22 protein-coding genes are annotated in these 19,060 nt (G+C 72.7%); 11 read left to right on the plus strand and 11 right to left on the minus strand.

The annotated features are described in order from the left end of the window. The coding region (locus ACWDN5_RS35815; protein WP_449679398.1) for a DUF2188 domain-containing protein at positions 1 to 339 on the plus strand (339 nt) is incomplete at its 5' end. A 2-nt stretch (positions 340 to 341) separates the two neighbouring features. Here the strand turns inward: ACWDN5_RS35815 and ACWDN5_RS35820 are convergent. After that, positions 342 to 500, minus strand: a complete 159-nt coding sequence (locus tag ACWDN5_RS35820; protein WP_310977597.1) for a hypothetical protein — start codon at positions 498 to 500, stop codon at positions 342 to 344. Positions 501 to 648: 148 nt separating this feature from the next. Here ACWDN5_RS35820 and ACWDN5_RS35825 point away from each other — a divergent pair, with 148 nt between their 5' ends. Continuing rightward, positions 649 to 1,095, plus strand: a complete 447-nt coding sequence (locus ACWDN5_RS35825; protein WP_449679417.1) for a DUF4383 domain-containing protein — start codon at positions 649 to 651, stop codon at positions 1,093 to 1,095. A gap of 25 nt (positions 1,096 to 1,120) precedes the next feature. Here the strand turns inward: ACWDN5_RS35825 and ACWDN5_RS35830 are convergent, their stop codons facing one another. After that, positions 1,121 to 1,759 (minus strand): hypothetical protein, encoded by a 639-nt coding sequence (locus ACWDN5_RS35830; protein WP_449679399.1) that lies wholly within the window; start codon positions 1,757 to 1,759, stop codon positions 1,121 to 1,123. On the opposite strand from ACWDN5_RS35830, the gene ACWDN5_RS35835 reads away from it, so the two are divergent. Next, positions 1,758 to 2,510 (plus strand): HAD family hydrolase, encoded by a 753-nt coding sequence (locus ACWDN5_RS35835; RefSeq protein ID WP_449679400.1) that lies wholly within the window; start codon positions 1,758 to 1,760, stop codon positions 2,508 to 2,510. The two genes, ACWDN5_RS35830 and ACWDN5_RS35835, sit on opposite strands and share 2 nt — an antisense overlap. Here the strand turns inward: ACWDN5_RS35835 and ACWDN5_RS35840 are convergent. Beyond that, positions 2,503 to 3,120: a class I SAM-dependent methyltransferase gene (locus tag ACWDN5_RS35840; protein WP_449679401.1), complete on the minus strand. Its 618-nt coding sequence runs from the start codon at positions 3,118 to 3,120 to the stop codon at positions 2,503 to 2,505. The two genes, ACWDN5_RS35835 and ACWDN5_RS35840, sit on opposite strands and share 8 nt — an antisense overlap. Positions 3,121 to 3,145: 25 nt before the next feature. Beyond that, positions 3,146 to 3,619, minus strand: a complete 474-nt coding sequence (locus tag ACWDN5_RS35845; protein ID WP_449679402.1) for a carboxymuconolactone decarboxylase family protein — start codon at positions 3,617 to 3,619, stop codon at positions 3,146 to 3,148. A gap of 156 nt (positions 3,620 to 3,775) precedes the next feature. On the opposite strand from ACWDN5_RS35845, the gene ACWDN5_RS35850 reads away from it, so the two are divergent. Further along, positions 3,776 to 4,654, plus strand: coding sequence for an RNA polymerase sigma-70 factor (locus tag ACWDN5_RS35850; protein ID WP_449679403.1), 879 nt, complete (start codon positions 3,776 to 3,778; stop codon positions 4,652 to 4,654). A gap of 1 nt (position 4,655) precedes the next feature. Here the strand turns inward: ACWDN5_RS35850 and ACWDN5_RS35855 are convergent, their stop codons facing one another. After that, complete coding sequence (locus tag ACWDN5_RS35855) at positions 4,656 to 5,360, minus strand: alpha/beta fold hydrolase (RefSeq protein WP_310977602.1); 705 nt, start codon at positions 5,358 to 5,360, stop codon at positions 4,656 to 4,658. 122 nt (positions 5,361 to 5,482) lie between these two features. Here ACWDN5_RS35855 and ACWDN5_RS35860 point away from each other — a divergent pair, with 122 nt between their 5' ends. Both ACWDN5_RS35860 and ligD read left to right on the plus strand, forming a co-directional pair. Further along, positions 5,483 to 6,040: a TetR/AcrR family transcriptional regulator gene (locus ACWDN5_RS35860; protein ID WP_310977603.1), complete on the plus strand. Its 558-nt coding sequence runs from the start codon at positions 5,483 to 5,485 to the stop codon at positions 6,038 to 6,040. 101 nt (positions 6,041 to 6,141) lie between these two features. Continuing rightward, a complete protein-coding gene (gene ligD / locus ACWDN5_RS35865; protein ID WP_449679404.1) occupies positions 6,142 to 8,115 on the plus strand; it encodes a DNA ligase D in 1,974 nt (657 codons plus the stop codon). A 5-nt stretch (positions 8,116 to 8,120) separates the two neighbouring features. Here the strand turns inward: ligD and ACWDN5_RS35870 are convergent, their stop codons facing one another. Next, positions 8,121 to 9,053 carry a hypothetical protein gene (locus tag ACWDN5_RS35870; protein ID WP_449679405.1) on the minus strand — a complete coding sequence of 311 codons (933 nt, stop codon included), beginning with the start codon at positions 9,051 to 9,053 and terminating at the stop codon, positions 8,121 to 8,123. Between the two features lie 80 nt (positions 9,054 to 9,133). Further along, positions 9,134 to 10,066: a glycoside hydrolase family 43 protein gene (locus tag ACWDN5_RS35875; protein WP_310977606.1), complete on the minus strand. Its 933-nt coding sequence runs from the start codon at positions 10,064 to 10,066 to the stop codon at positions 9,134 to 9,136. Positions 10,067 to 10,182: 116 nt separating this feature from the next. Between ACWDN5_RS35875 and ACWDN5_RS35880 the strand changes: the two genes are divergently transcribed. Then, entirely contained in the window at positions 10,183 to 11,280 is a 1,098-nt protein-coding gene (locus ACWDN5_RS35880; RefSeq protein ID WP_449679406.1) for an AI-2E family transporter, read from the plus strand. A gap of 49 nt (positions 11,281 to 11,329) precedes the next feature. Here ACWDN5_RS35880 and ACWDN5_RS35885 read toward each other — a convergent pair whose 3' ends face one another. From ACWDN5_RS35885 to ACWDN5_RS35895, 3 genes are all read right to left on the minus strand, one after another. Continuing rightward, positions 11,330 to 11,683 carry a hypothetical protein gene (locus ACWDN5_RS35885; RefSeq protein ID WP_310977608.1) on the minus strand — a complete coding sequence of 118 codons (354 nt, stop codon included), beginning with the start codon at positions 11,681 to 11,683 and terminating at the stop codon, positions 11,330 to 11,332. A 324-nt stretch (positions 11,684 to 12,007) separates the two neighbouring features. Then, positions 12,008 to 12,388 (minus strand): hypothetical protein, encoded by a 381-nt coding sequence (locus ACWDN5_RS35890; protein ID WP_310977609.1) that lies wholly within the window; start codon positions 12,386 to 12,388, stop codon positions 12,008 to 12,010. Positions 12,389 to 12,667: 279 nt separating this feature from the next. After that, positions 12,668 to 13,009 (minus strand): hypothetical protein, encoded by a 342-nt coding sequence (locus ACWDN5_RS35895; RefSeq protein WP_086843416.1) that lies wholly within the window; start codon positions 13,007 to 13,009, stop codon positions 12,668 to 12,670. 272 nt (positions 13,010 to 13,281) lie between these two features. Here ACWDN5_RS35895 and ACWDN5_RS35900 point away from each other — a divergent pair, with 272 nt between their 5' ends. Both ACWDN5_RS35900 and ACWDN5_RS35905 read left to right on the plus strand, forming a co-directional pair. Continuing rightward, positions 13,282 to 13,620 carry a WGxxGxxG family protein gene (locus ACWDN5_RS35900; RefSeq protein ID WP_449679407.1) on the plus strand — a complete coding sequence of 113 codons (339 nt, stop codon included), beginning with the start codon at positions 13,282 to 13,284 and terminating at the stop codon, positions 13,618 to 13,620. 1,176 nt (positions 13,621 to 14,796) lie between these two features. Beyond that, positions 14,797 to 15,267 (plus strand): hypothetical protein, encoded by a 471-nt coding sequence (locus ACWDN5_RS35905; RefSeq protein WP_310977611.1) that lies wholly within the window; start codon positions 14,797 to 14,799, stop codon positions 15,265 to 15,267. Between the two features lie 130 nt (positions 15,268 to 15,397). Here ACWDN5_RS35905 and ACWDN5_RS35910 read toward each other — a convergent pair whose 3' ends face one another. Further along, positions 15,398 to 16,342 (minus strand): hypothetical protein, encoded by a 945-nt coding sequence (locus ACWDN5_RS35910; protein WP_449679408.1) that lies wholly within the window; start codon positions 16,340 to 16,342, stop codon positions 15,398 to 15,400. Between the two features lie 194 nt (positions 16,343 to 16,536). Here ACWDN5_RS35910 and ACWDN5_RS35915 point away from each other — a divergent pair, with 194 nt between their 5' ends. Together ACWDN5_RS35915 and ACWDN5_RS35920 are read left to right on the plus strand one after the other, a co-directional pair. Continuing rightward, positions 16,537 to 17,538 carry a polysaccharide deacetylase family protein gene (locus ACWDN5_RS35915; RefSeq protein ID WP_449679409.1) on the plus strand — a complete coding sequence of 334 codons (1,002 nt, stop codon included), beginning with the start codon at positions 16,537 to 16,539 and terminating at the stop codon, positions 17,536 to 17,538. Between the two features lie 745 nt (positions 17,539 to 18,283). After that, positions 18,284 to 19,039, plus strand: coding sequence for a DUF3152 domain-containing protein (locus tag ACWDN5_RS35920; RefSeq protein WP_449679410.1), 756 nt, complete (start codon positions 18,284 to 18,286; stop codon positions 19,037 to 19,039). Positions 19,040 to 19,060: the final 21 nt, after the last annotated feature.

Consider the following 19,060-nt stretch of genomic DNA (forward strand, 5'->3'; position numbering starts at 1 on the left):
TGGACCACCGACGCCGGCATCGAATACCTCATGGACCCCGAACCCCTCGGCGGCCCGGGCACCGCCCCGAAACCCGACCCCGCCCTCTACGGCACGGGCGAAACCGAAGCCGCGCCCGCCCTCGAACCGGCCGACGGCGACGTCGAGACGTTCCACGACGGTTCGGTCTGGAAGAACAAGGTCGTCGGCAACACGCGGGCCTCCGGCAGCGCGGAGACGAAGTCCGACGCCGTCGCGGAAGGCCGCAAGCTCGCGATCAAACGCGGTACGGCCCACTTCATCCACACGAAGGACGGCCGGATCGGCGAGCGCCGGACCTACCCGCGCGCCCGCTCTTGACCTCACTTCTCGGGCATGCCCCCGCGGTCGGCGTCCTCTTCGTCGCTGTCGTTCGCGCGGGGCTCCTGGTCGCGGAACGTCGGCTCGGTGTGCTCACCGGCGATGTCCGCGTCGGCCTCCATGCTCTCGGCGGTCACCGGGTCGATTTCGGGAGTGCTCATCGCTTCCTCCGATCGGGCGAAACCGGGGCATACCCGGCAGCCCGGGCCGCGAAACGCGTTTGCCTGCCGCGGCGCCGGGCATGCCGCCCGGCGGGTCCCCCGGCCGAGGGGCCCGCCACCGAAATCGGAGGAAGCGACCATGGCATCGATGGAGACCGAGGTCCGGCGCACCCCGCGCCAGCTTCTCGCCGCGATCGTGGGAGTGGTTTTCCTGCTGGTCGGGGTGCTGGGGTTCATCCCCGGCGTGACGACCCACTACGACATGCTCACCTTCGCGGGGCACCATTCCGGCGCCCTGCTCCTGGGCATTTTCGCCGTTTCGATCCTGCACAACATCGTGCACCTGCTGTTCGGCGTCGCCGGGCTCGCCCTGGCGCGGACCGCGAGCGGCGCCCGGGCGTTCCTCGTCGGCGGCGGGGTGATCTACCTGGTGCTGTGGCTGTACGGCCTGGTGATCGACCACGGCAGCGCGGCCAACTTCGTCCCGGTGAACACCGCCGACAACTGGCTGCACTTCGGCCTGGGCATCGGCATGATCGCGCTCGGCCTGATCCCGCTGGGCGCCACGCGCAGCCCGATCGCCGACTCGCGGTGACCGGACCCCGGGCCGGGCGGCCGGGTCACGACGGCCGCCCGGCCCGGCTCCCCGCGTAGGCCCGCTCCCGCAGCCGCCCCAGCCAGTCCGGCGCGAACGCCAGTCCGGCGGGACGGTTCAGCATCGGATCGAACGCCGGCGCGGCCCCGCCCGGCCCGGTCAGCGTCAGCACGGCGCTGTCGCACCAGCGCCCGTCCTCGCGGCCGGTCCGGAGCACGAACTCCCACTTCCCCCTCGCTCGCGCCGCGTCGAGTGACGCTTCGGCCCGCGGCGACGACGCCCACGCCCCCAGCCAGACGAGCCGGTCGGCCCGGCGGTACGGCACGAGGCTGCTGTAGGCACCGCCCGTCCAGGTGGCCGCCGGGCGCGGCAGCATCCGCCCGAGGTGGCCGCGGCCCGCCGTGGTCAGCAGGATGTCCCACGGCCCGCCGTCGCGGCCCGCGCCGGGGATGCGCACCGCCAGCCCGAGCGCGTCCGGCAGCCGCCCGGGCGTGCCGGCGCCCTTGGACAGCCGCGCGACGACGGGAGCCGCCCCGGCCGGCCAGGGCAGGTCGTCCGCGCTCGCCCGGAGTTCCCCGCGCAGCACCACGCCGACGGGGTGGAAGGCCGGGGCGCGCCGCAGGGCCGCCAGCCCGCGGAAGCCCGCCGAGACGAGGCCGGTCATGTGTACGTCCCTCGAGGACGGGGTATCCGGATCACCCCTCCCGGTACCCGCACGGAGCACCGGGGAACCGCACCGACTCAAGGAGCCCGTCATCGCCACCGCGGTCCTGTTCGACGTCGACGGCACGCTCGTCGACTCCAACTACCTCCACGTCCACGCCTGGCGCCGGGCGTTCCACGAGCTCGACCGGAACGTCGACTCCTGGCGCGTGCACCGCGCGATCGGCAAGGGCTCCGGCAAGCTGCTGAGCACCCTGCTGGGCGAGGAGGACGCCGGCCGCATCGGCGACCGGGCCAAAGAGCTGCACAGCCGCTTCTACCTGGAGACCGCCGACCTGCTGCGGCCGTTCGACCGCGCCCCCGACCTCGTCCGCGAGCTGGCCGGCCGCGGCGTGCGCGTGGTGCTGGCGACGTCGGCGGGGCCGGACGAGCTCGAGGTGCTGCGCAAGGTCCTCGACGTCGACGACGTGGTCGCCGGCATCGTGTCCGGCGCCGACGTCGAGGCGACGAAGCCCGACCCGGAGCCGGTGTTCGCCGCGCTCGAGAAGGCCGGGACGGCACCGGAGGAGACGATCTTCGTCGGCGACGCGGTCTGGGACGTCCACGCCGCCACGAAGGCCGGCGTGCGCACGGTCTCGGTGCTCTCCGGCGGTGTCGGCGCGGCGGAACTGACCGACGCCGGCGCGGTCGCGGTGTACAGCGACGCCGCGACGCTGCTGACCCGGCTGGACGAAAGCGTGCTGATCAGCTGACCTTGCCGGCGACCAGCCGTTCCACCAGCCCGAGCTTGAACCGCTCCCGCTGGTCGATCGGCAGCCCGAGCGCCTCGACGAGCTTCAGCGGCCGCCGCCGGAAGTGCTCGCCCGCCAGCGGAACGCTCGCCAGCTCGAGCAGCCACTGCACGGCCCGTACGAGCCGCGACGACGACGTCACGTGGTCGACCAGGATCAGCCGCCCGCCCGGCCGCAGCACCCGCACCATCTCCCCGACCGCGGCGGCGGGGTCGGGGATGGCGCAGAGGCCGAACGTGCACAGAACGGTGTCGAAGGACGCTTCGGCGAACGGCAGCTCGTGGGCGCTCCCTTGGCGGAGGGTCACCGGCCGGCCGAGCCGCCGCGCGCGCTCCCGGGCGATGGCGAGCATCCCCTCGCTGAGATCGAGGCCGGTGAGCGTCACCTCCGCCGGGTAGCACGGGAGGTTCAGCCCGGTCCCGACCGCGACTTCGAGGACCTCGCCGACGGCCCGACCGCAAGCCCACTCCCGGGAGTCGCCGAAGAGACGGCGGTCCCAGACGCCCATCTCCGCGTCGTAGGTCGTGGACTTGCGGTCCCAGTACCGACGCCACCGCTCCGCCTTCGTCATGCCCCCCAGCGAAGCACGGACGACGTCAGCCGAACATGCCCGGCTCGTAGGCGCCGCCCTTCTGGTGGACGATCACCGCGAGCCGGTTGGCCGCGTTCATCTGCGCGACCAGGGCGATCAACGCGGCGACCCGGTCGTCGTCGTAGTGCTTGCGGACCCGGGCCCAGGTCTCGTCGGAGACGCCGGGCGCGGCGTCGGCGATCCGGGTGCCCTCCTCGGCCAGCGCGAGGGCCGCCTGCTCGGTCTCGGTGAACACCGTGGCCTCCCGCCAGGCCGCGACCAGGTTGATCCGCACGGCGGATTCCCCGGCGGCCGCGAGCTCCTTCGTGTGGACGTCGACGCACCAGCCGCAGCCGTTGACCTGGCTGACGCGCAACGACACCAGTTCCTGCGTGACCTTCTCCAGCGGTGACCGGCCGATCGCCAGGCTCGCGGTGCCGAACCGCTTGGCGAACGCGGCGCCGACTTCGTTGCCGGTCAGGGTGAATCGGGGTTCCATGACTTCGTCCTCACTCGTGGTGTGCCTGCGAACGACCACGAGATGCCGGCGGCCCCACGACCCGTGACAGGCCGGCCGGGTGACGACGATCACTGTCACACCGCGGCGGCGGCCGGCATCCGATGGGAAACCCGCGAACGACCCGAGGAGCCACCCATGGCCGACCCCGCCACCGAGGCCTTCGTCGCCCACCGGAACCTGCTGTTCACCGTCGCCTACCAGCTGCTCGGCTCGGCCGCCGACGCCGAGGACGTCCTGCAGGAGACGTGGCTGCGGTGGGTGGACGTGGACCTCGCCGTGGTGCGGGACCGGCGCGCGTACCTGGTCCGGATCACCACCCGCCAGGCGCTGATGCGGCTGCGGGCGCTCGGCAGGCGCAAGGAGTCCTACGTCGGGCCGTGGCTGCCCGAGCCGCTGCTGACCACGCCCGACGTCGCCGAGGACGTCGAACTGGCCGACAGCGTGTCGATGGCGATGCTGCTGGTGCTGGAGACGCTCGGGCCGGCCGAGCGGGCGGTGTTCGTGCTGCGCGAGGTGTTCGACCTGGGCTACGACGAGATCGCCGAAGCCGTCGGCAAGAGCCCGGCCGCGGTGCGCCAGATCGCGCACCGGGCCCGGTCCCACGTCGCCGCGCGCCGGCCGCGCGGGCCCGTCTCGCCGGCGGCGACCCGGGACGCCCTGGAAGCGTTCCGGCACGCCGTCGAGACGGGCGACCTGCAGGACCTGCTCGACGTGCTCGCACCGGACGTCGTGTTCCTCGGCGACGGCGGCGGAGTGGTGCAGGCCGTGCTGTCGCCCGTCACCGGGGCCGAGGACGTGGCCCGCCTGCTCGCCGGCGGCCTGGGCAACCTCGCCGTGGGCACCCTGGACGCCGTCCAGGTCAACGGCTACCCGGCGCTGCTCCTCCGTCGCGACGGCCGGGCCGACACGGTCCTGGCGGCCCGCATCGACGACGGCCTCGTGACCGGGATCTACGCCGTGCGCAACCCGGAAAAGCTGTCCCGCCTCGACGAGGCGCGGACGCTCTGCCGCTGACTCACTCGACGTGCGCCGCCGCGGCCAGGATGACCTCGGCGACGGCCTCCGGCTGGGACACCGCGACCGCGTGCGAGGCGTCGATCCGGCGGACCGTCGACGACGCCCGCTCGGCCATGAACTCCTGCGCCTTGGCCGGGATCGCGTTGTCCTGGTTGGCGATCAGCGTCCACGACGGCAGCTTCGACCACGCCGGGGTGCCCTCGAACGGGGCGGCGAGGGCCTGCTGCGCGACCGCCCGCTGGGTCACCGCCAGGATCGCCGCGGTGGCCGCGGGGACGTCGGCGGCGAAGACCTCGGCGAAGTCCTCCGGCTTGATCGACAGCTCGGGCTCGCCGGCGTGCACCAGGACGTTCGTGGTCTCCGGGCCGAGCTTGGCGCCCGGGTAGCGGCCGGACAGCTCGAACACGCTCTCGCCCGCGTCGGGCTGGAAGGCGGCGATGTAGACCAGGGCCTGGACGTTCGGCGCGTCGGTGGCGGCGCGGGTGATCAGGGCGCCGCCGTAGGAGTGGCCGGCCAGGACGACGGGGCCTTCGACGCCCTTGACCACGTCCGCGACGTACGCCGCGTCGGACTCGACACCCCGCAGCGGGTTCGCCACCGCCTTGACCGGATAGCCCTGCTCCTGCAGCTTCGCGATGACCCCGGTCCAGCTGGACGAGTCGGCGAACGCGCCGTGGACCAGGACGATGGTGGGCTTGCTCATGGCTGGCTCCTTCAGAGAGAACGATCGGTCTTTCTGCCAGCTACTCTGGACCGTCCGGGCCGCCTTGGCAATGTGACGAAGCCGATCTAGCAGAACGATCGGTCTTTCTCTAAGCTGCGGGGATGAGGACTGCCGAGCCGCACCCGAAGGACCGGCTGCTCGCGACCGCCTCCCGGCTCTTCTACGCCGAAGGCATCCACGCCGTCGGGGTGGAACGCCTGGTCTCCGAGGCGGCCGTGACCCGGGCGACCTTCTACCGCCACTACCCCACCAAGGACGACCTGGTCGCCGCCTACCTCGCTGAAACCAGCCGGCAGATCCGCGCGGCCGTCGACGCGGCGCGGGCGGGCAAGCCACCGCGCGAGGCGCTGGCCGAAACCCTGGCGGTGGTCGGGGACGCGACCTGCGGGGAAGACTTCCGCGGCTGCCAGTTCCTCAACGCCGCCGCCGAGTACCCCGATCCGGCGAACCGGGTCCGCCGGGTCATCGACGACCACCGGCAGTGGTTCTTCGACGTCTTGCGGGACCAGGCGGCGGCCGCCGGCCACCCGGACCCGGAGCACGCGGCGCGCGTGCTCGTCCTCCTGCGCGACGGCGCCCTGCACGGCGGCGAACTCGACGACGCCGAGGAGGTCCGCGCGACCCTGCGCCGGGCCGTCGACGACCTCCTGCCCGCCTGAGCGCCGGGCCGAACACGCGTTCAAGCCGCTTTCACCTGCACAAATCCGGCTAATCTAGGCCGAACGGGTTACCTTGGGCACCGAAGGTGACGGAGGTCGACATGGCGGCAGAAGACGCATCGCTCGTCCCGGCCTGGCTGGAGCCGATGCTCGCCAAGGCCGACGGCGGCCGGCTGCGCAGCGGCCCGGAGTGGGCCTACGAGTACAAACTGGACGGCTACCGGGCCGCCATGCGGATCGCCCCGGACGGCACGACCGTGCTCACCAGCCGCAACAACATCGACTTCACCGCCGAGTTCGCCGACCTCCAAGGCGTGCTCGCCCCCGCGCTGGACGGCCGCGCCGCCTACCTGGACGGCGAGGTCGTCGTCTACGGCGAAGACGGCCGGATCGACTTCGAGCTGATGCAGGAGCGCCGCGGCCGCTACGTCCGGCACCAGAGCGGGCCGAAAGGGCTGGAGTTCGCCGACGTCCCGGTCCGGTTCCTCGCGTTCGACCTGCTCCGGCTCGGCGACCGGAACCTGCTGGGCGCGCCCTACGACGAGCGCCGCGGCCTGCTGGCCGAGCTGCCGATGCCGGACCCGTACCGCGTTTCGGTGGTCCGCGCGGTCACCTTCGACGAGCTCGCCGCCGACCGCCGCACCCCCGCGGACTTCCTCGCCCACGCCGCGTCCGCCGGGTACGAGGGAGTGGTCGCGAAGCTGCGTTCCTCGGCCTACTACCCCGGCCAGCGGCCGGACTCGTGGCTCAAGCACCCGCTGATCCGGACGCAGGAGGCGATCATCTGCGGCTGGCGGCCGGGACAGCGCAGCTTCACCGGCACCCTCGGCGGGCTGCTGCTGGGTGCGCACGACCCCGCCACCGGCGACCTGGTCTACATCGGCGACGTCGGCACCGGGTTCACCCAGGCGTCCCGCGCCGATCTGCAGGACCGGCTGGAGAAGATCGAGCGGCGCACGCACCCGTTCGTGACGACGCCGCCGCGGGAGGACATCGTCCGCGCCCGCTGGGTGGAGCCGCGCCTGGTGGGCGAGATCGTCTTCCGCCAGTTCACCCGCGGCGGCCGGGTCCGCCACACGGCCTGGCGAGGGCTGCGCCAGGACAAGGACCCGGCCGACGTCCTGGCACCCCGGGCGGTTCCGCACGAACCCGCCGCCCCGCCCCCGGCCCCCTCGCCCGAGCCCGCGAGCCAGCGGATCACCGTCCAGGCGGGCGACCGGCGGCTCACACTGTCCAATTTGGACAAGGTGTTGTACCCGGCGGTGGGGTTCACCAAGGGCGAGGTGATCAACTACTACTCCCGCGTCGCGGCGGTGCTACTGCCGCACCTCGCGGGCCGGCCGGTCACGTTCATCCGCTACCCCAACGGTGTCGACGGCCAGAAGTGGTTCGAGAAGAACGTCCCCAACGGCGCCCCGGCCTGGCTGCGCACGGTCCGCCTGACCGGCTCGGGCGGCACGATCGACTACCCCCTCCTGGACGACCTGCCGGGCCTGGTGTGGGCGGCGAACATGGCGGCGCTGGAGCTGCACGTTCCCCAGTGGACGGTGGAGTCGGGCGCCCGGCAGCTCCCGGACCGCCTGGTGTTCGACCTGGACCCGGGCCCGGGCACGACGATCGTCGACTGCTGCCGCGTGGCGGTGCGCCTCCACGACATCCTGGATGAAGACGGCCTGACCCCGTACGCGAAGACGTCGGGGTCCAAAGGGATGCAGCTCTATTGCGGAATCCGCACGGACGACCCGTCGGCCCCGTCGGCGTACGCGAAGCGGCTCGCCCGCCGCCTGGCGGCGGAGACACCGGAGTCGGTGACGGCGGTGATGGCGAAGGCGCAGCGGACGGGCCGGGTGTTCATCGACTGGAGCCAGAACAACCCGGCGAAGACCACGGTGGCCCCGTACTCCCTGCGCGGCCGCGACCACCCGACGGCCTCGACGCCGGTGACGTGGGACGAGGTCCGCGCCTGCCGCCACGTGACCCACTTGACCTTCACGGCGGACGACGTCCTGGACCGGATCGAGGAGCACGGCGACCTGCTCGCCGGGCTGGGCAAGGACAGCGCGCCGCTCGGGTGAGCCGGTCAGCTGCGCCCCAGGACCCGCTTGAGCAGGCCGACGAGCCCGCGCGAGCCCCGTTCCGGTGGCGGGGAAGTCTCTTTCCGCGGGGCTTCGGGTGCCGTTTCCGAGCGGGTTTGCGGAACCCTGGAGGTTTCCGGCGCGGGGTTTTCGACGCTTTCGGGCCGGAGCGCATGTTTCGGCTGCGGCGAGACCTCATCGGAGGCCCGCGGCTGGGGAGCCCGCTGGTGCTGCACCACCGGCGCCGGCGCGGTCACCGGCGCGCCGAAGGTTCCCACCCCGGACTCGCCACCGGCCGGCTGCGCCGCTGCGCTCGGCACTGCGGCCGCCGGAGTTTGCTCCGCCGCAGCCGGCGCGCCAACCGCCCGCACGCCATCCCGCGCCCCAGCGGAACCCTCAACCGGCACACCAGCCGACTGCGCCACCGCGCTCGGCACGGCGGTCGCCGAAGTTTGCTCCACCGCAGCCGGCGCACCAACCGCCCGCACGCCACCCCGCGCCCCAGCGGAACCCTCACCCGGCCCACCAGCCGACCGCACCCCATCCCACGCCCCAGCGGAAACCTCACCCGGCCCACCAGCCGCCTGCATCCCACCCCAAGCCCCCGCGGGTAACCCGGCCGCCGGCACTTCCCCCGGCGCGGCCGGCCGGTCCCCCACCGGCCGCGGGGACGGGATCTCCCCCGCGATCCTCCCCGACTCCGGCGCCGCCGGCTCCTCGCGCGGCAACGCCGGGCGGGCCAGCATCTCCGGGGTGATCGCCGGCGTCATCAGCGGGGTGTGCGCCGCGTCCGCGTTCGGCATCGCCGGCTCGCGGGCCGCCGGATAGCGCTCCAGCGGGTCGGCCTCCACCGCCGTCCCGTCGGCGCGATGGCTCCGGATCAGGCCGCACAACCCCAGCAGCCCCAGCAAGCCCGCCAATCCCCACCACACCGTCATGTCGCTCCTCCATTCCCTCGCTCCCCGGATATCCGGCCCCCGGGCGGCCCAACCGAGCGTTACCCGGGTGGGTGACGCCGTCACCCCAGCTTCGGCACGTCGCCCGGGAACGTGATCGGCAGCGAATACAACCCCCGCGCCGTGCGGCCGCCGCCCAGCCAGCCGTGGAAGAAGATGTGGTCGTCCAGCACGTCCGCGCCGCCCGGGGCGTCCACCTGGCCGGCGAGCAGGTCGGTCGACAGGAACTTGCCGTCCGCCTTCACGAACGCCCCGCCCAGCGTCGGCGCCGACGCGTAATCCGTGTGGTAACCCGTGCTCTGGAACGTGTCCGCGGAATAGAACAGCAGGTACCGGGACGCGGTCTTCACCACCGAAGGCGCCTCGACGACCGACATCTCGGCCGTCAGGTCGGCCCGCAGCAGCTCGATCCGCGCCCCGGAAAGGGTGCGTCCGTCGGCCTGCAGTTTCTGCGCCCAGATCGCCGACGGTGGCCCAGTCGCCGCGCCGTCACTCTTGTAGAGCAAGAAGCGTGACCCGTCCGTGTCGACGAACGTCTGCGGATCGATGTCGCCGTGGTCGCCGGGCTCGCAGACCAGCGGCCGGTCGCCGGCCGGCGTGTACGGTCCTTCCGCCTTCTTCGCCGTCGCCGCGCCGAGGCACATTTCGCCGCCCGCCGTCAGCGCGGCCGCGAAGTACAGCACGAACGTGCCGTCCGCCAGCTGGGTGACGTCCGGGGCCCAGAACCCGCCGTCCGCCTTCGCCCACGCGGGCACGGCTCCGAGCGCGTCCCCGGCGACGCGCCACGGCCCGTCCGGCGCGGCCGCACTGGCCATCCGGATGCGCGGGCCCGTCGCGAACGCGAAGTAACCCCAGGCGGTCTTGACGACGTCCGGGTCGGGGAAGTCCTGGTTGATCAGCAGCCGCGGCGCGCTGACGGCCGCCGCTTCCGGCGCCACCGCGAACGCGGCCGCGATCGCGATCACCGGAACGAGCAGAAGGTCCTTGAAGCGCATAGGCGATTTTGCTGACACCCCGACGACGTCGGCAACGCCAGGCGGAGGTCGTCACCGGGAAGCGTGTGCCCGGATCGGGTGGATTCGGTCGCACCCCGTGGGGTAGCCGCCGACTCATGCACGCAACGAGCGGCCGCGGGGCGTACCGCGCCGGGCACCCCGTCGGCGAGGCCGAGGGCGCGGCGGCCCGGCAGGAGAAACCGTTGGGAGCGCCGGGAAAGCCGCTCGATCGCCGATCGCCGTTCTTCACCGGGCTGCTCGCCGCGGCCGGCGTGGTCGTCACGATCGCGGTCGTCGAGCTCCTCCTCGCCGCGTCCGACGTCCTGCTCCTGATCGGCATCGCGTTCTTCCTCGCCGTCGGGCTCGAGCCGGTGACCGCCCGCCTCGCGCGCCGCGTGCCCCGTGCGCTGGCCACCGCGGTGGTCGTCGTGAGCGGCCTGGCCGTCCTCGGCGGCGCCATCGCCGCGGCCGCCGTCCCCTTGGCCGATCAGGCGACGCAGCTGCAGGACGGCGCCCCGCGGTACCTGACCCTCTTGCGCGACCACGGCACCCTGCTCGGCCGGGCCAACGACACCTTCGGCCTGGAAGCCGCCGTCCGGTCCGTCCGCCTGTCCGACGTCGCGAAATCGCTCGCGGCGCTGCTCGGGGACGCCGTGATCGTCGTCGTGCTCGCCAGCTACTTCGTCGCCGACTTCCCGCGGATCCGCACCGCGCTCTACCGGCTGGCCCCGCGGTCCCGGCGGCCGCGGGTGATCCTGATCGGCGACGCGGTCTTCCGGAAGGTGGGCGCGTACCTCGTCGGCAACGTCGTGGTGTCGCTGATCGCCGGAGCCGCCGCCTTCGCCTGGCTGTGGGCGTTCGACGTGCCCTATTCGCTCGTGCTCGCGGTGCTCGTCGCCGTGCTGGACCTGGTGCCGGTCGCGGGTTCGGTGGCGGCCGGCGCCGGCACGACCCTCGTCGCGCTCACGGTGTCGGTGCCGGTCGGGCTCGCCACCTTGGGCTTCTTCGTCGGCTACCGGCTGGTGGAGGACTACGTGCTGCTGCCGAAGATCGTCGGCCGCGCCGTCCGGGTGCCCGCGCTCGTCACCGTCGTCGCGGTGCTGCTCGGGTTCGAGCTGCTCGGCGTCGTCGGCGCGTTCGTCGCGGTGCCGGTCGCGGCCGCGGTGCTGCTCGTCGTGCGGGAAGTGGCCGTGCACCGGCTCGACCGGACATGAGGAAACCGCCGCGCGGGGCGCACCCCGCGCGACGGTCCGACCGGATGGGTCAGTTGCCCTGGGCGGTGCCGCCGTCGGCGATCTCACCGGCGGAGCAGTTGTCCGGGTTCTGGCCCTCGGCCTCGTGCTCGCCCGGGGAGAGCACCGGGACGCCGATGCCGTTGGCGGTGTCCTGCACCGGCACCTGGACGCCGAGGACGTTGATGTTGTTGTCGCAGACGCCGCCGACGACGTTCAGGTTGTGCACGGCGTCGAGGTTGTGCACGTTGCCGACGAGACCGAACTGGTCGGTGGAGTCGACCGGGTGGCCGGCAACGCTGACGTTGGCCGCGGACGCGGATCCGCCGAGCACCGCCATGCCGGCGGCGAGGGTGGTGGCGACGAAGCCGAGCTGCTTGATCACGAGAGAACTACTCCTTCTGGGAACCCGCCGGAGGAGCCCGGCGGGGGATCGGGGAAAGGGAACGGGCCCGGCTTCGGTTCGCCGGGCCCGGGAAGATCCGTTAAGGTGCGGTCAGGCCGGGTGGGACCGGCGCACTTCTCCAGCGTCGTGGCCGGTCCCACCCGGGTCGGCGCCGTCCGGCGTCGCGGCGTGCCCGGAACGCGGAACCGGAGTGTGCAGCTCGCTCCGTGTTCCGGGCGCGCGGTGCGGCGTCGGCACTGGCGACCGTTTTCCCGTGCCCGGAGCCGGCTTCCGCACGCACGGGCGGCTCCGGGCACGGAAAACTCAGTGCCCCTGGCTGGTGCCGCCGTCGGACAGGGCGCTCGAGGCGCAGTTTTCCGGGTTCTCGCCGCTGGCCTCGTGCGAGCCCGGCGACAGGATCGGCACGCCGATGCCGTTGAGCGAGTGCTGCACCGGCACCTGGACGCCGAGGACGTTGACGTTGTTGCCGCACACGCCGAGCGTCCCGTTGACGTTGTGGAGCACGTCGGTGTTGTTCAGGTTCACCAGGCCGACCTGGCCGGTGTAGTCGTAGCCGCCGTACTGGTGGCTCTGGTGGTGCCCGTGGTGGTGGTGCCCCTCCGGGGTGTCGGCCGCGGCGATGCCGCCGGCCAGGAACGCGCCGGCCGCCGCGGTGGCCGTGACGAACCCGATCTTCTTCAGCATGGATTGCTCCTCGGTGAACGATGTTCGGAGAACAGGACGGCAGTGAAGGTGTGTTCTCCGTCCTGCGTGAGGGAAAGGTACTGACGATGGGGCGCGGTTTCCACTTCGTGCCACCATCGTGTGGCTACCGCGAGCCTCTGACCGCGCCGGGCGTGGTCCGATCGGGTTATTTCTTTGCTGACAACGGCTTCCGAGCTTTCCCTTGCAGGGTAAGGAATGTTCCGGGCATGCGAAAGAGCCCTGCACCGGGTGGGCGCAGAGCTCTTTCGCGGGGATTTCCTACTCGGGCCAGGCCTCGGCTTCGGCCGTGAGCGCGGTGGTCACGTCGATTTCGCCGGACCGCACTCGCCACGCGAGCGAGTCCGGCCGGGGCTGCAGAAGGTGCCATCCGACGACGTCTTCGTCGCGGTAGCAAGGGTTTTCGTCGTCGCCGATGCCGAGTGCGGCGAAGTACTGCCGGGCGGGCCAGGTTTCGGGAACCCAGGCGCGCGCCCAGCGCACGACGATCCTCGCGAGGTCGTTGCGGCCGTCCGCCGGGTGGATCAGGCGGTCGCCGGTGGTGCAGATCAGGCGTGGTGTGTAGGTCGCGCCGAGTGGCGCGACGGCGAGTTCAGTGTTCATTCCTCCCCCGGTCCACGACAGTGGACGGTGTTGCCCGGCTCGGATGCGCTGCTGCGCTTGCGAAATGGGGCAGGACGGCCGGAGGCGGACGGGCGCACGCGGCGCGTCCCTGCACGGCTCCCTCTTGAACCGGCGACCATCTTACAAAGGACGGAAGGGCGCCGGAAACCGGGCCTTGCCGTCTTCGCCCGTTCCCGTGACAGCGCGCGTGGATGCGGCCGGCGGGGGTACGCCCGGGAAGACCGATTTCCGGAACGGAAGGAAGAACCGGGATGAACCACAAGGCAGGCAAGCTCTGCTGCGCCGGCGTGGCGGCCGCGGCCCTCGCGCTGACGGCGGCGGTGCCGGCATCGGCGGCGCCGGAGTTCGCGGTACCGGCATGGCACCAGCAAACCGACGACGACGGGACGAACGACGGGAACACCCGCGACGACAACGACGACAACGGCCTGTGGGGCCTGCTCGGCCTCGTCGGCTTGCTGGGTCTGGCGGGCTTGGTGCGGCGCGGCCCCAAGCCGGGCGCGATGGCGGGATATCCGGCGGCCGGGGCGAACCCGCCGGCGAACACGTACCCCCCGGCCGAGCCGCGGCGGAACCCGCCGGGCGCTTGAGGGGTGGTTGTGCCGTAGGGCCGGTCCCCACCGGGCGCTTCGGCGCCACCCGTATGGCGCAACGGCTTTTCGCGCGCCTGGTTTTCGACGGCCACTCGGACGTGCGCCTCGCGGCGCGGCAAGTCACCGCCCGACGCACGGGCGCCGAAACCGCGCACCCGCTTCCCGCCGACAGCCCCTGCGCCACCCATCCGGCGCAGCAAGTCTCCGCCCGACGCACGGGCGCCGAAACCACGCGCCCGCTTTCCACCGGCGACTCGGGTGCCACCCGTACGGCGCAGCCGGTTTTCGCTGGCAGCGCGAGCACTACCGAAGCCCCCAGCCCGGCTACCGCCGACGGCCAGCTCCGCGCTTTGCGCTGCACCATTATCTATACCGCACACCCGAAAACCGCCAAGCGCCGGGGCCCCCTGACGACCGCGCCTCTGATCACCGCACGATGTCGGAGCACCACAGAGCCTGCACACCCGGAATCCACCCAGCGCTGGCGCACCACAAGCACCGCACCCCTGTTCACCACCCGGCGTCCGAGCACCGCGGAGCCTGCACTCCCGGCTGCCGCCGGATGCCCGGGTGACCCTGGTGCCGCGCACCGCGATTCCTCTCCTCTTCGCGCAGAACGTCCCGGCGCCGTCGGGCGTCGGGACGTTCTGCGTTTCCTTCTCTCCGAATGGCGCCCAGTTGTCAGGTCTCGGCACCGAGGAGGCCACAACGACCGGAAACCCGGCCCCGTGGCCGCCACTCAGATTAGCGAAGCGTTCGCCGCGCAAAAAGTGTTTCCGCATCGTACCCTACTTAAGAGTGGCTTTCCCGCCCCCTGGCAAATGCGCATGATTACCCATCATTTCTTCCGTTAAACCTCACGATCGGGTGAAAGTCCCGGGTCACTCGGATCTGGCACCGATCGCACCTTCGGTAAAGAAAACACCGCCGATTCAGCCGTATATCGTAACCGTCCGACACGGACGAGTGGTGGCATCACAGCCCGTAGTCGATGCAGAAAAGCGCCGAAGAACCGCTTCACGCGATGTCGATGTTTGTTCCGGGGAACTCGCGAGGCCGTACACCGTGCGAAATCAACCGGTGCCACCGGCCCCCCGGGATCCGCTCGCGTTATCGCCGATCGGCGCTCACCATGATCGCAGTCGGCATCGCACAATCTCCGAGGAGTACGACATGAAAAGTGCACTGACCCGAGCGCTCACGGTGTTCGTCACCGCGGCTGCGGTGACCCTGACGGGAGTGGGGGTGGCGACGGCGGGCGGGCCCGGTGGCAGCGGATCGTCGAGCACCACCAGCGCCGCGGCGGAGGTCCAGGGCCTGCGCGACCAGCTGACGTCGCGCGCGGACAACGGGGACGTGCCCGGCACGCAGGCCACCCTCGCCCGTCTCGACCCGCTGCTGTCGGATCTGGCCCAGGGCAAGCGGTACACCGTCCAGGCCGCCGCCAAGGACAGCGCGGCCACGGCGCAGAAGGACAACGCCGAAGCACGCAAGGGCGTCGACGAACTCGCCGGCCAGCTGGCGTCCCGCCAGTCGCTGCCGCCGGTGTCGGCCCTGCTCAACGCGCTGCTGCAGCGGGTGCTGATCAGCCTTTCCGCGCTGGTGAACGACCTTCTCGGCGGGCTGCCCGTCCCGGTCGGCTAGGCCGGCCGGTACCCCGGACGGACAAGCCGGCGACGGCCCGGTGCGGTTCCTCCCGCGCCGGGCTTTCGTCGTGCCGCACGAAGAAGCCCGGTACGGCAGGAACCGCACCGGGCTTTCGTTGTCGCACAGGCTATTCGTAGACGACGTAGGCGGGCGTCGGGCTCAGCGCCAGGACGTCCGCCGGGGTCATCAGGTCCGCGCCGCGGCGGGTGTCCTCCTCGAAAAACAGCTTGAAGCCCGGCCGCACGTGGGCGGGCATGGTCGTCATCAGCGTCTTCCAGGTCGCCTTCTTGGCGGCGGCCGAACCGATGCCGTCGACGACCTTGACGACCGAGACGCCCTTGTGCGGCTTGAGAAGCTGCTCGTCCCGCACGACCGACGCGGCGACCTGGTGGTAGATCATGATCTTGGCGGGCAGGCGGTGCGCGTCGGCCAGGCCGCCGAGGTAGCGGGCGACCCCGTCGAGCTCGGCGCCGGTCGTGCGGCCGAACTTCTTGCCGGGGATGACCCCCGGTTCGACGGCCCACTCGGGGTCGAGCGCGACACCGACGTCGGGCTCGGTAAGCCAGCGCTCGTAGGCCTGGACCTCGGGCAGGAAGTCGGCGCGGCCGGGCTGGATGTTCAGCAGCAGCAAGCCGTTCATCGCCCGCGCGGCGTCGAGGTAGTCGCGCACGGTCGAGTCCTCGCAGCGGCTGCGGAACATGCCGTCCTCGCCGGGCGAGCGGTGCACGGTGGTGGCGATCAGCTCGACGACCGGGGTGACCGGACGCTCCTGCGGGAACGTCTCGATCTGGCGGCGCAGCGCGCTGCTCGCTTCGGTGAGATCACCGGTCATCCGGCCGAGCGCCTTCGCGCCGGGAGCACCGCAAAAGCCGACGAGCAAGCCCTTTTCGAGCGGGTTCGGAGGTGGTGGCGGCGGTGGTCCCGCGACGGCTGCAGCGGGGGCGGGCACGGCCAGCGCCCTCCCCCGCTGCAGCGCACCGCACGCGCTCGTGGCCAAGCCCGCGAGAGCGGCGGTGAGGACCAGGCGTCGATCGAAGGTTCGTTCGGCGGCGACCGCCTTTTTCGGGACCATCGCGGGAAAATACCCGTCGGCGATCTTCGCCAAACCCGTTTCCCGGCGATCACCGAATCGTGCCGGGACCACTTTCGGGCGCATGGCGCCGGCCTGCGGGAACGCGGCTTTTCGCGCGGTGGCGCGCAGTTCCGCGCTCACCCGACCCGGTGGCCCGGCCCGCACCCGCGACGGCCCGGACGCACACTTCCGGCATGCGTTGCCTTTTCCGGTTCGGGTTCACCGCTGTCTTCGCGTTGGCGGCCTGTGGTGGCCCCGCACCCGTCGCCCCGGCGCCCGCACCGCCGCGCCCGGAGCCCGCCGCCGCGCCGGCCCGCATCACGCCCGCCGCCGCCCGTCAGGTCGGTGCCGACGAGCTGGGCCGGGTGCCGGTGCTGATGTACCACCGCATCGTCGCGCAGCCGAAGTCGGTCTATGAGCGCACGCCCGCCGACTTCACGGCGGAACTCGAGCGCCTCGCGGCCGAGGACTACGTCCCGATCACGACGGCGGAACTGGTGTCCCGCCGGGTCGACCTCCCGGCGGGAGCGCACCCGGTGGTCCTGACGTTCGACGACGGCGACCCGACGGTGTTCCGCCTGAGCCCGCAGGGCCAGCCGGAGGCGGGAACGGCGATCCGGATCCTGTTGGACGTCGCGGCGGCGCACCCGCGGTTCCGCCCGGTGGCGAGCGTGTACGTCAACGAGCACCCGTTCGGCGGCGACCCGGACGGCCGCGCGCTGCGCTGGCTCGCCGACCACGGCTTCGAGATCGGCAACCACACGCGCCGCCACACGAACCTGCGCACGGCAACGGAAGCCGCGGCCACGGCGGCGATCGCGGAGGAGGACGCGCTGATCCGCCAGGCGGTGCCGGGCTACCAGCCGAAGACCCTCGCGCTGCCGTACGGGAGCCGCCCGCACCGGCCGGACCTGGCGGTGCAGGGACCGGGTTACGCGTACGGCGGCGCGCTGCTGGTGGGGGCGGGCCCGGCACCGTCACCGTGTTCGAGCGAGTTCGACCCGGCGGCGATCCCCCGGATCCGCTCGCAGTCGGCGGGCAAGGAGGCGGAGTACGGATCGGCTCATTGGCTCGACGAGCTGGGAGCGCCATCGGCTCACCGCTACACATCGGACGGCGACCCGTCGACGGTGTCGTACCCGCGGTCCGAGGGCGCGGCGGCGCCGGAGTGTGCGAGCGTGGCCCTTGCCTACTGAACGCCACCCGATGGCCCGCGTCGACTGGCTCCCCCAGCCACGCCGCCGGCCGCAGCCGGGGACCGCGGTGAAGTCGCCCCGCATCCCGGCCCCAGCGGCTCGAACGGCTCCGGCTCCGGCGCCGGCTCCGGCTCCGGCTCCGGTAGAAGAAAAGCCGGGTGGCCCGGTGGCACCGGCCCGCGAGGCTCAAGTCGCGGCGGCCCCGGTGACTGCGGCCCCGGTGGTTCCGCCCATGCCATGTCGCCCGGCTACGCCGAGCCCGGCATCCGCGCCGGAGCCACGCACGTCGGCCGAGGCAACAATCGCGCCGGCCCGCCCGGCCCCGGGGCCGGCTGCGCCGGGGCCCCGGACCACCGAACCGACCCATTCGGCGCGCCCGAACCCTGCGGTCCAGCGCCCTGCTTCCGCCGCCGAGCCACTCACCAAGGCCCCACCCACCACAACCCACGCGGCGCACCCCGCCCCAACCGCACCGAGCCCGGCAGCCGCCCCCGAACCCGCCCCCCTTCCCGAAACGGCAGTCCCAGCCGCACCAGCTCGCCCGGCAACCACGAACCCGTCCTCCGCTGCCGAGCCGACCCACTCCGCCCGGCACCCCGGCACCATCTCCGTCGCTCCCGCGATCTCGGTCGGCCCGCCGGCCCCCCGAGTCCCGCACCCCCGCGCCGCCACCCCCGAACCACCCGCTCCATCCCTCGCACCACCAGCCCCCAAGCCGGCCCAAGCCGCCTGGTGGCCGCCCGCTGTGCTCGTCTTCGCCGTCGCCCTGGCCCTTGCCCTTCTTCTCACCCCCGAAGCCGCCCAGCCCCGGCGGGTCTCCGGGGTCGCCTCCGCCCAGCCCACCACGACGACCACACCCGCAAAACCAGCCCCCGAACCCGCCGCCCTGCCCGAAGGCGTTCCCGTCACCGAAACCGGCGAGGGGACCTGGCACGTCGTCCCCAGCGAGGGGCGCGACATCGGTACCGGGGAAAAGCTCCTCACCTACACCGTCGAAATCGAGGACGGTGTCGACCTCGCCGGCTTCGGCCACGACGTCGACACCGTCCTCGCCGACCCTCGTGGCTGGGCCGGCCGAGGCGACGTCACCTTCCGGCGGGTCGACGGCGGCGACCCCGACGTCCGGATCAGCCTGACCACCCCCGGCACCGCGCGGCGCCCGGACCTCTGCGGCTTCAGCATCCCCTTCGACTCCTCCTGCCGCCTTTCGCGCGACCACCGGATCGTCGTCAACCTCGCGCGGTGGCTCCGCGGCGCCCACTCCTACGACGGCGACCTCCCCGGCTACCGCGCCTACGCCATCAACCACGAGATGGGCCACGCCCTCGGCCTCGGCCACGTCGGCTGTCCCGCCCCCGGTGCGCCGGCGCCGGTGATGATGCAGCAGACCTTCGGGCTCTCCAACACCTACCTCGCGAACCTCAACCGCGCCGAACCCGGTGCCGCCACGAAGGTCCAGCCGGACGGCGCCGTGTGCCGCCCGAACCCCTGGCCGCGCTGACTGGTTTGGACCGCCGCCCGG

This window comes from Amycolatopsis sp. NPDC003731 (assembly GCF_053586895.1).

Coding starts and splice junctions, on each gene's coding strand:
- ACWDN5_RS35870 (WP_449679405.1), bottom strand. CDS start 9,053: ATGACGGTGTGGTGGGGATTGGCGGGCTTGCTGGGGCTGCTGGGGTTG.
- ligD (WP_449679404.1), top strand. CDS start 6,142: ATGGCGGCAGAAGACGCATCGCTCGTCCCGGCCTGGCTGGAGCCGATG.
- ACWDN5_RS35905 (WP_310977611.1), top strand. CDS start 14,797: ATGAAAAGTGCACTGACCCGAGCGCTCACGGTGTTCGTCACCGCGGCT.
- ACWDN5_RS35860 (WP_310977603.1), top strand. CDS start 5,483: ATGAGGACTGCCGAGCCGCACCCGAAGGACCGGCTGCTCGCGACCGCC.
- ACWDN5_RS35845 (WP_449679402.1), bottom strand. CDS start 3,619: ATGGAACCCCGATTCACCCTGACCGGCAACGAAGTCGGCGCCGCGTTC.
- ACWDN5_RS35880 (WP_449679406.1), top strand. CDS start 10,183: ATGCACGCAACGAGCGGCCGCGGGGCGTACCGCGCCGGGCACCCCGTC.
- ACWDN5_RS35855 (WP_310977602.1), bottom strand. CDS start 5,360: ATGAGCAAGCCCACCATCGTCCTGGTCCACGGCGCGTTCGCCGACTCG.
- ACWDN5_RS35830 (WP_449679399.1), bottom strand. CDS start 1,759: ATGACCGGCCTCGTCTCGGCGGGCTTCCGCGGGCTGGCGGCCCTGCGG.
- ACWDN5_RS35910 (WP_449679408.1), bottom strand. CDS start 16,342: ATGGTCCCGAAAAAGGCGGTCGCCGCCGAACGAACCTTCGATCGACGC.
- ACWDN5_RS35835 (WP_449679400.1), top strand. CDS start 1,758: ATGTGTACGTCCCTCGAGGACGGGGTATCCGGATCACCCCTCCCGGTA.
- ACWDN5_RS35890 (WP_310977609.1), bottom strand. CDS start 12,388: ATGCTGAAGAAGATCGGGTTCGTCACGGCCACCGCGGCGGCCGGCGCG.
- ACWDN5_RS35825 (WP_449679417.1), top strand. CDS start 649: ATGGAGACCGAGGTCCGGCGCACCCCGCGCCAGCTTCTCGCCGCGATC.
- ACWDN5_RS35850 (WP_449679403.1), top strand. CDS start 3,776: ATGGCCGACCCCGCCACCGAGGCCTTCGTCGCCCACCGGAACCTGCTG.
- ACWDN5_RS35900 (WP_449679407.1), top strand. CDS start 13,282: ATGAACCACAAGGCAGGCAAGCTCTGCTGCGCCGGCGTGGCGGCCGCG.
- ACWDN5_RS35915 (WP_449679409.1), top strand. CDS start 16,537: ATGCGTTGCCTTTTCCGGTTCGGGTTCACCGCTGTCTTCGCGTTGGCG.
- ACWDN5_RS35840 (WP_449679401.1), bottom strand. CDS start 3,120: ATGACGAAGGCGGAGCGGTGGCGTCGGTACTGGGACCGCAAGTCCACG.
- ACWDN5_RS35875 (WP_310977606.1), bottom strand. CDS start 10,066: ATGCGCTTCAAGGACCTTCTGCTCGTTCCGGTGATCGCGATCGCGGCC.
- ACWDN5_RS35895 (WP_086843416.1), bottom strand. CDS start 13,009: ATGAACACTGAACTCGCCGTCGCGCCACTCGGCGCGACCTACACACCA.
- ACWDN5_RS35820 (WP_310977597.1), bottom strand. CDS start 500: ATGAGCACTCCCGAAATCGACCCGGTGACCGCCGAGAGCATGGAGGCC.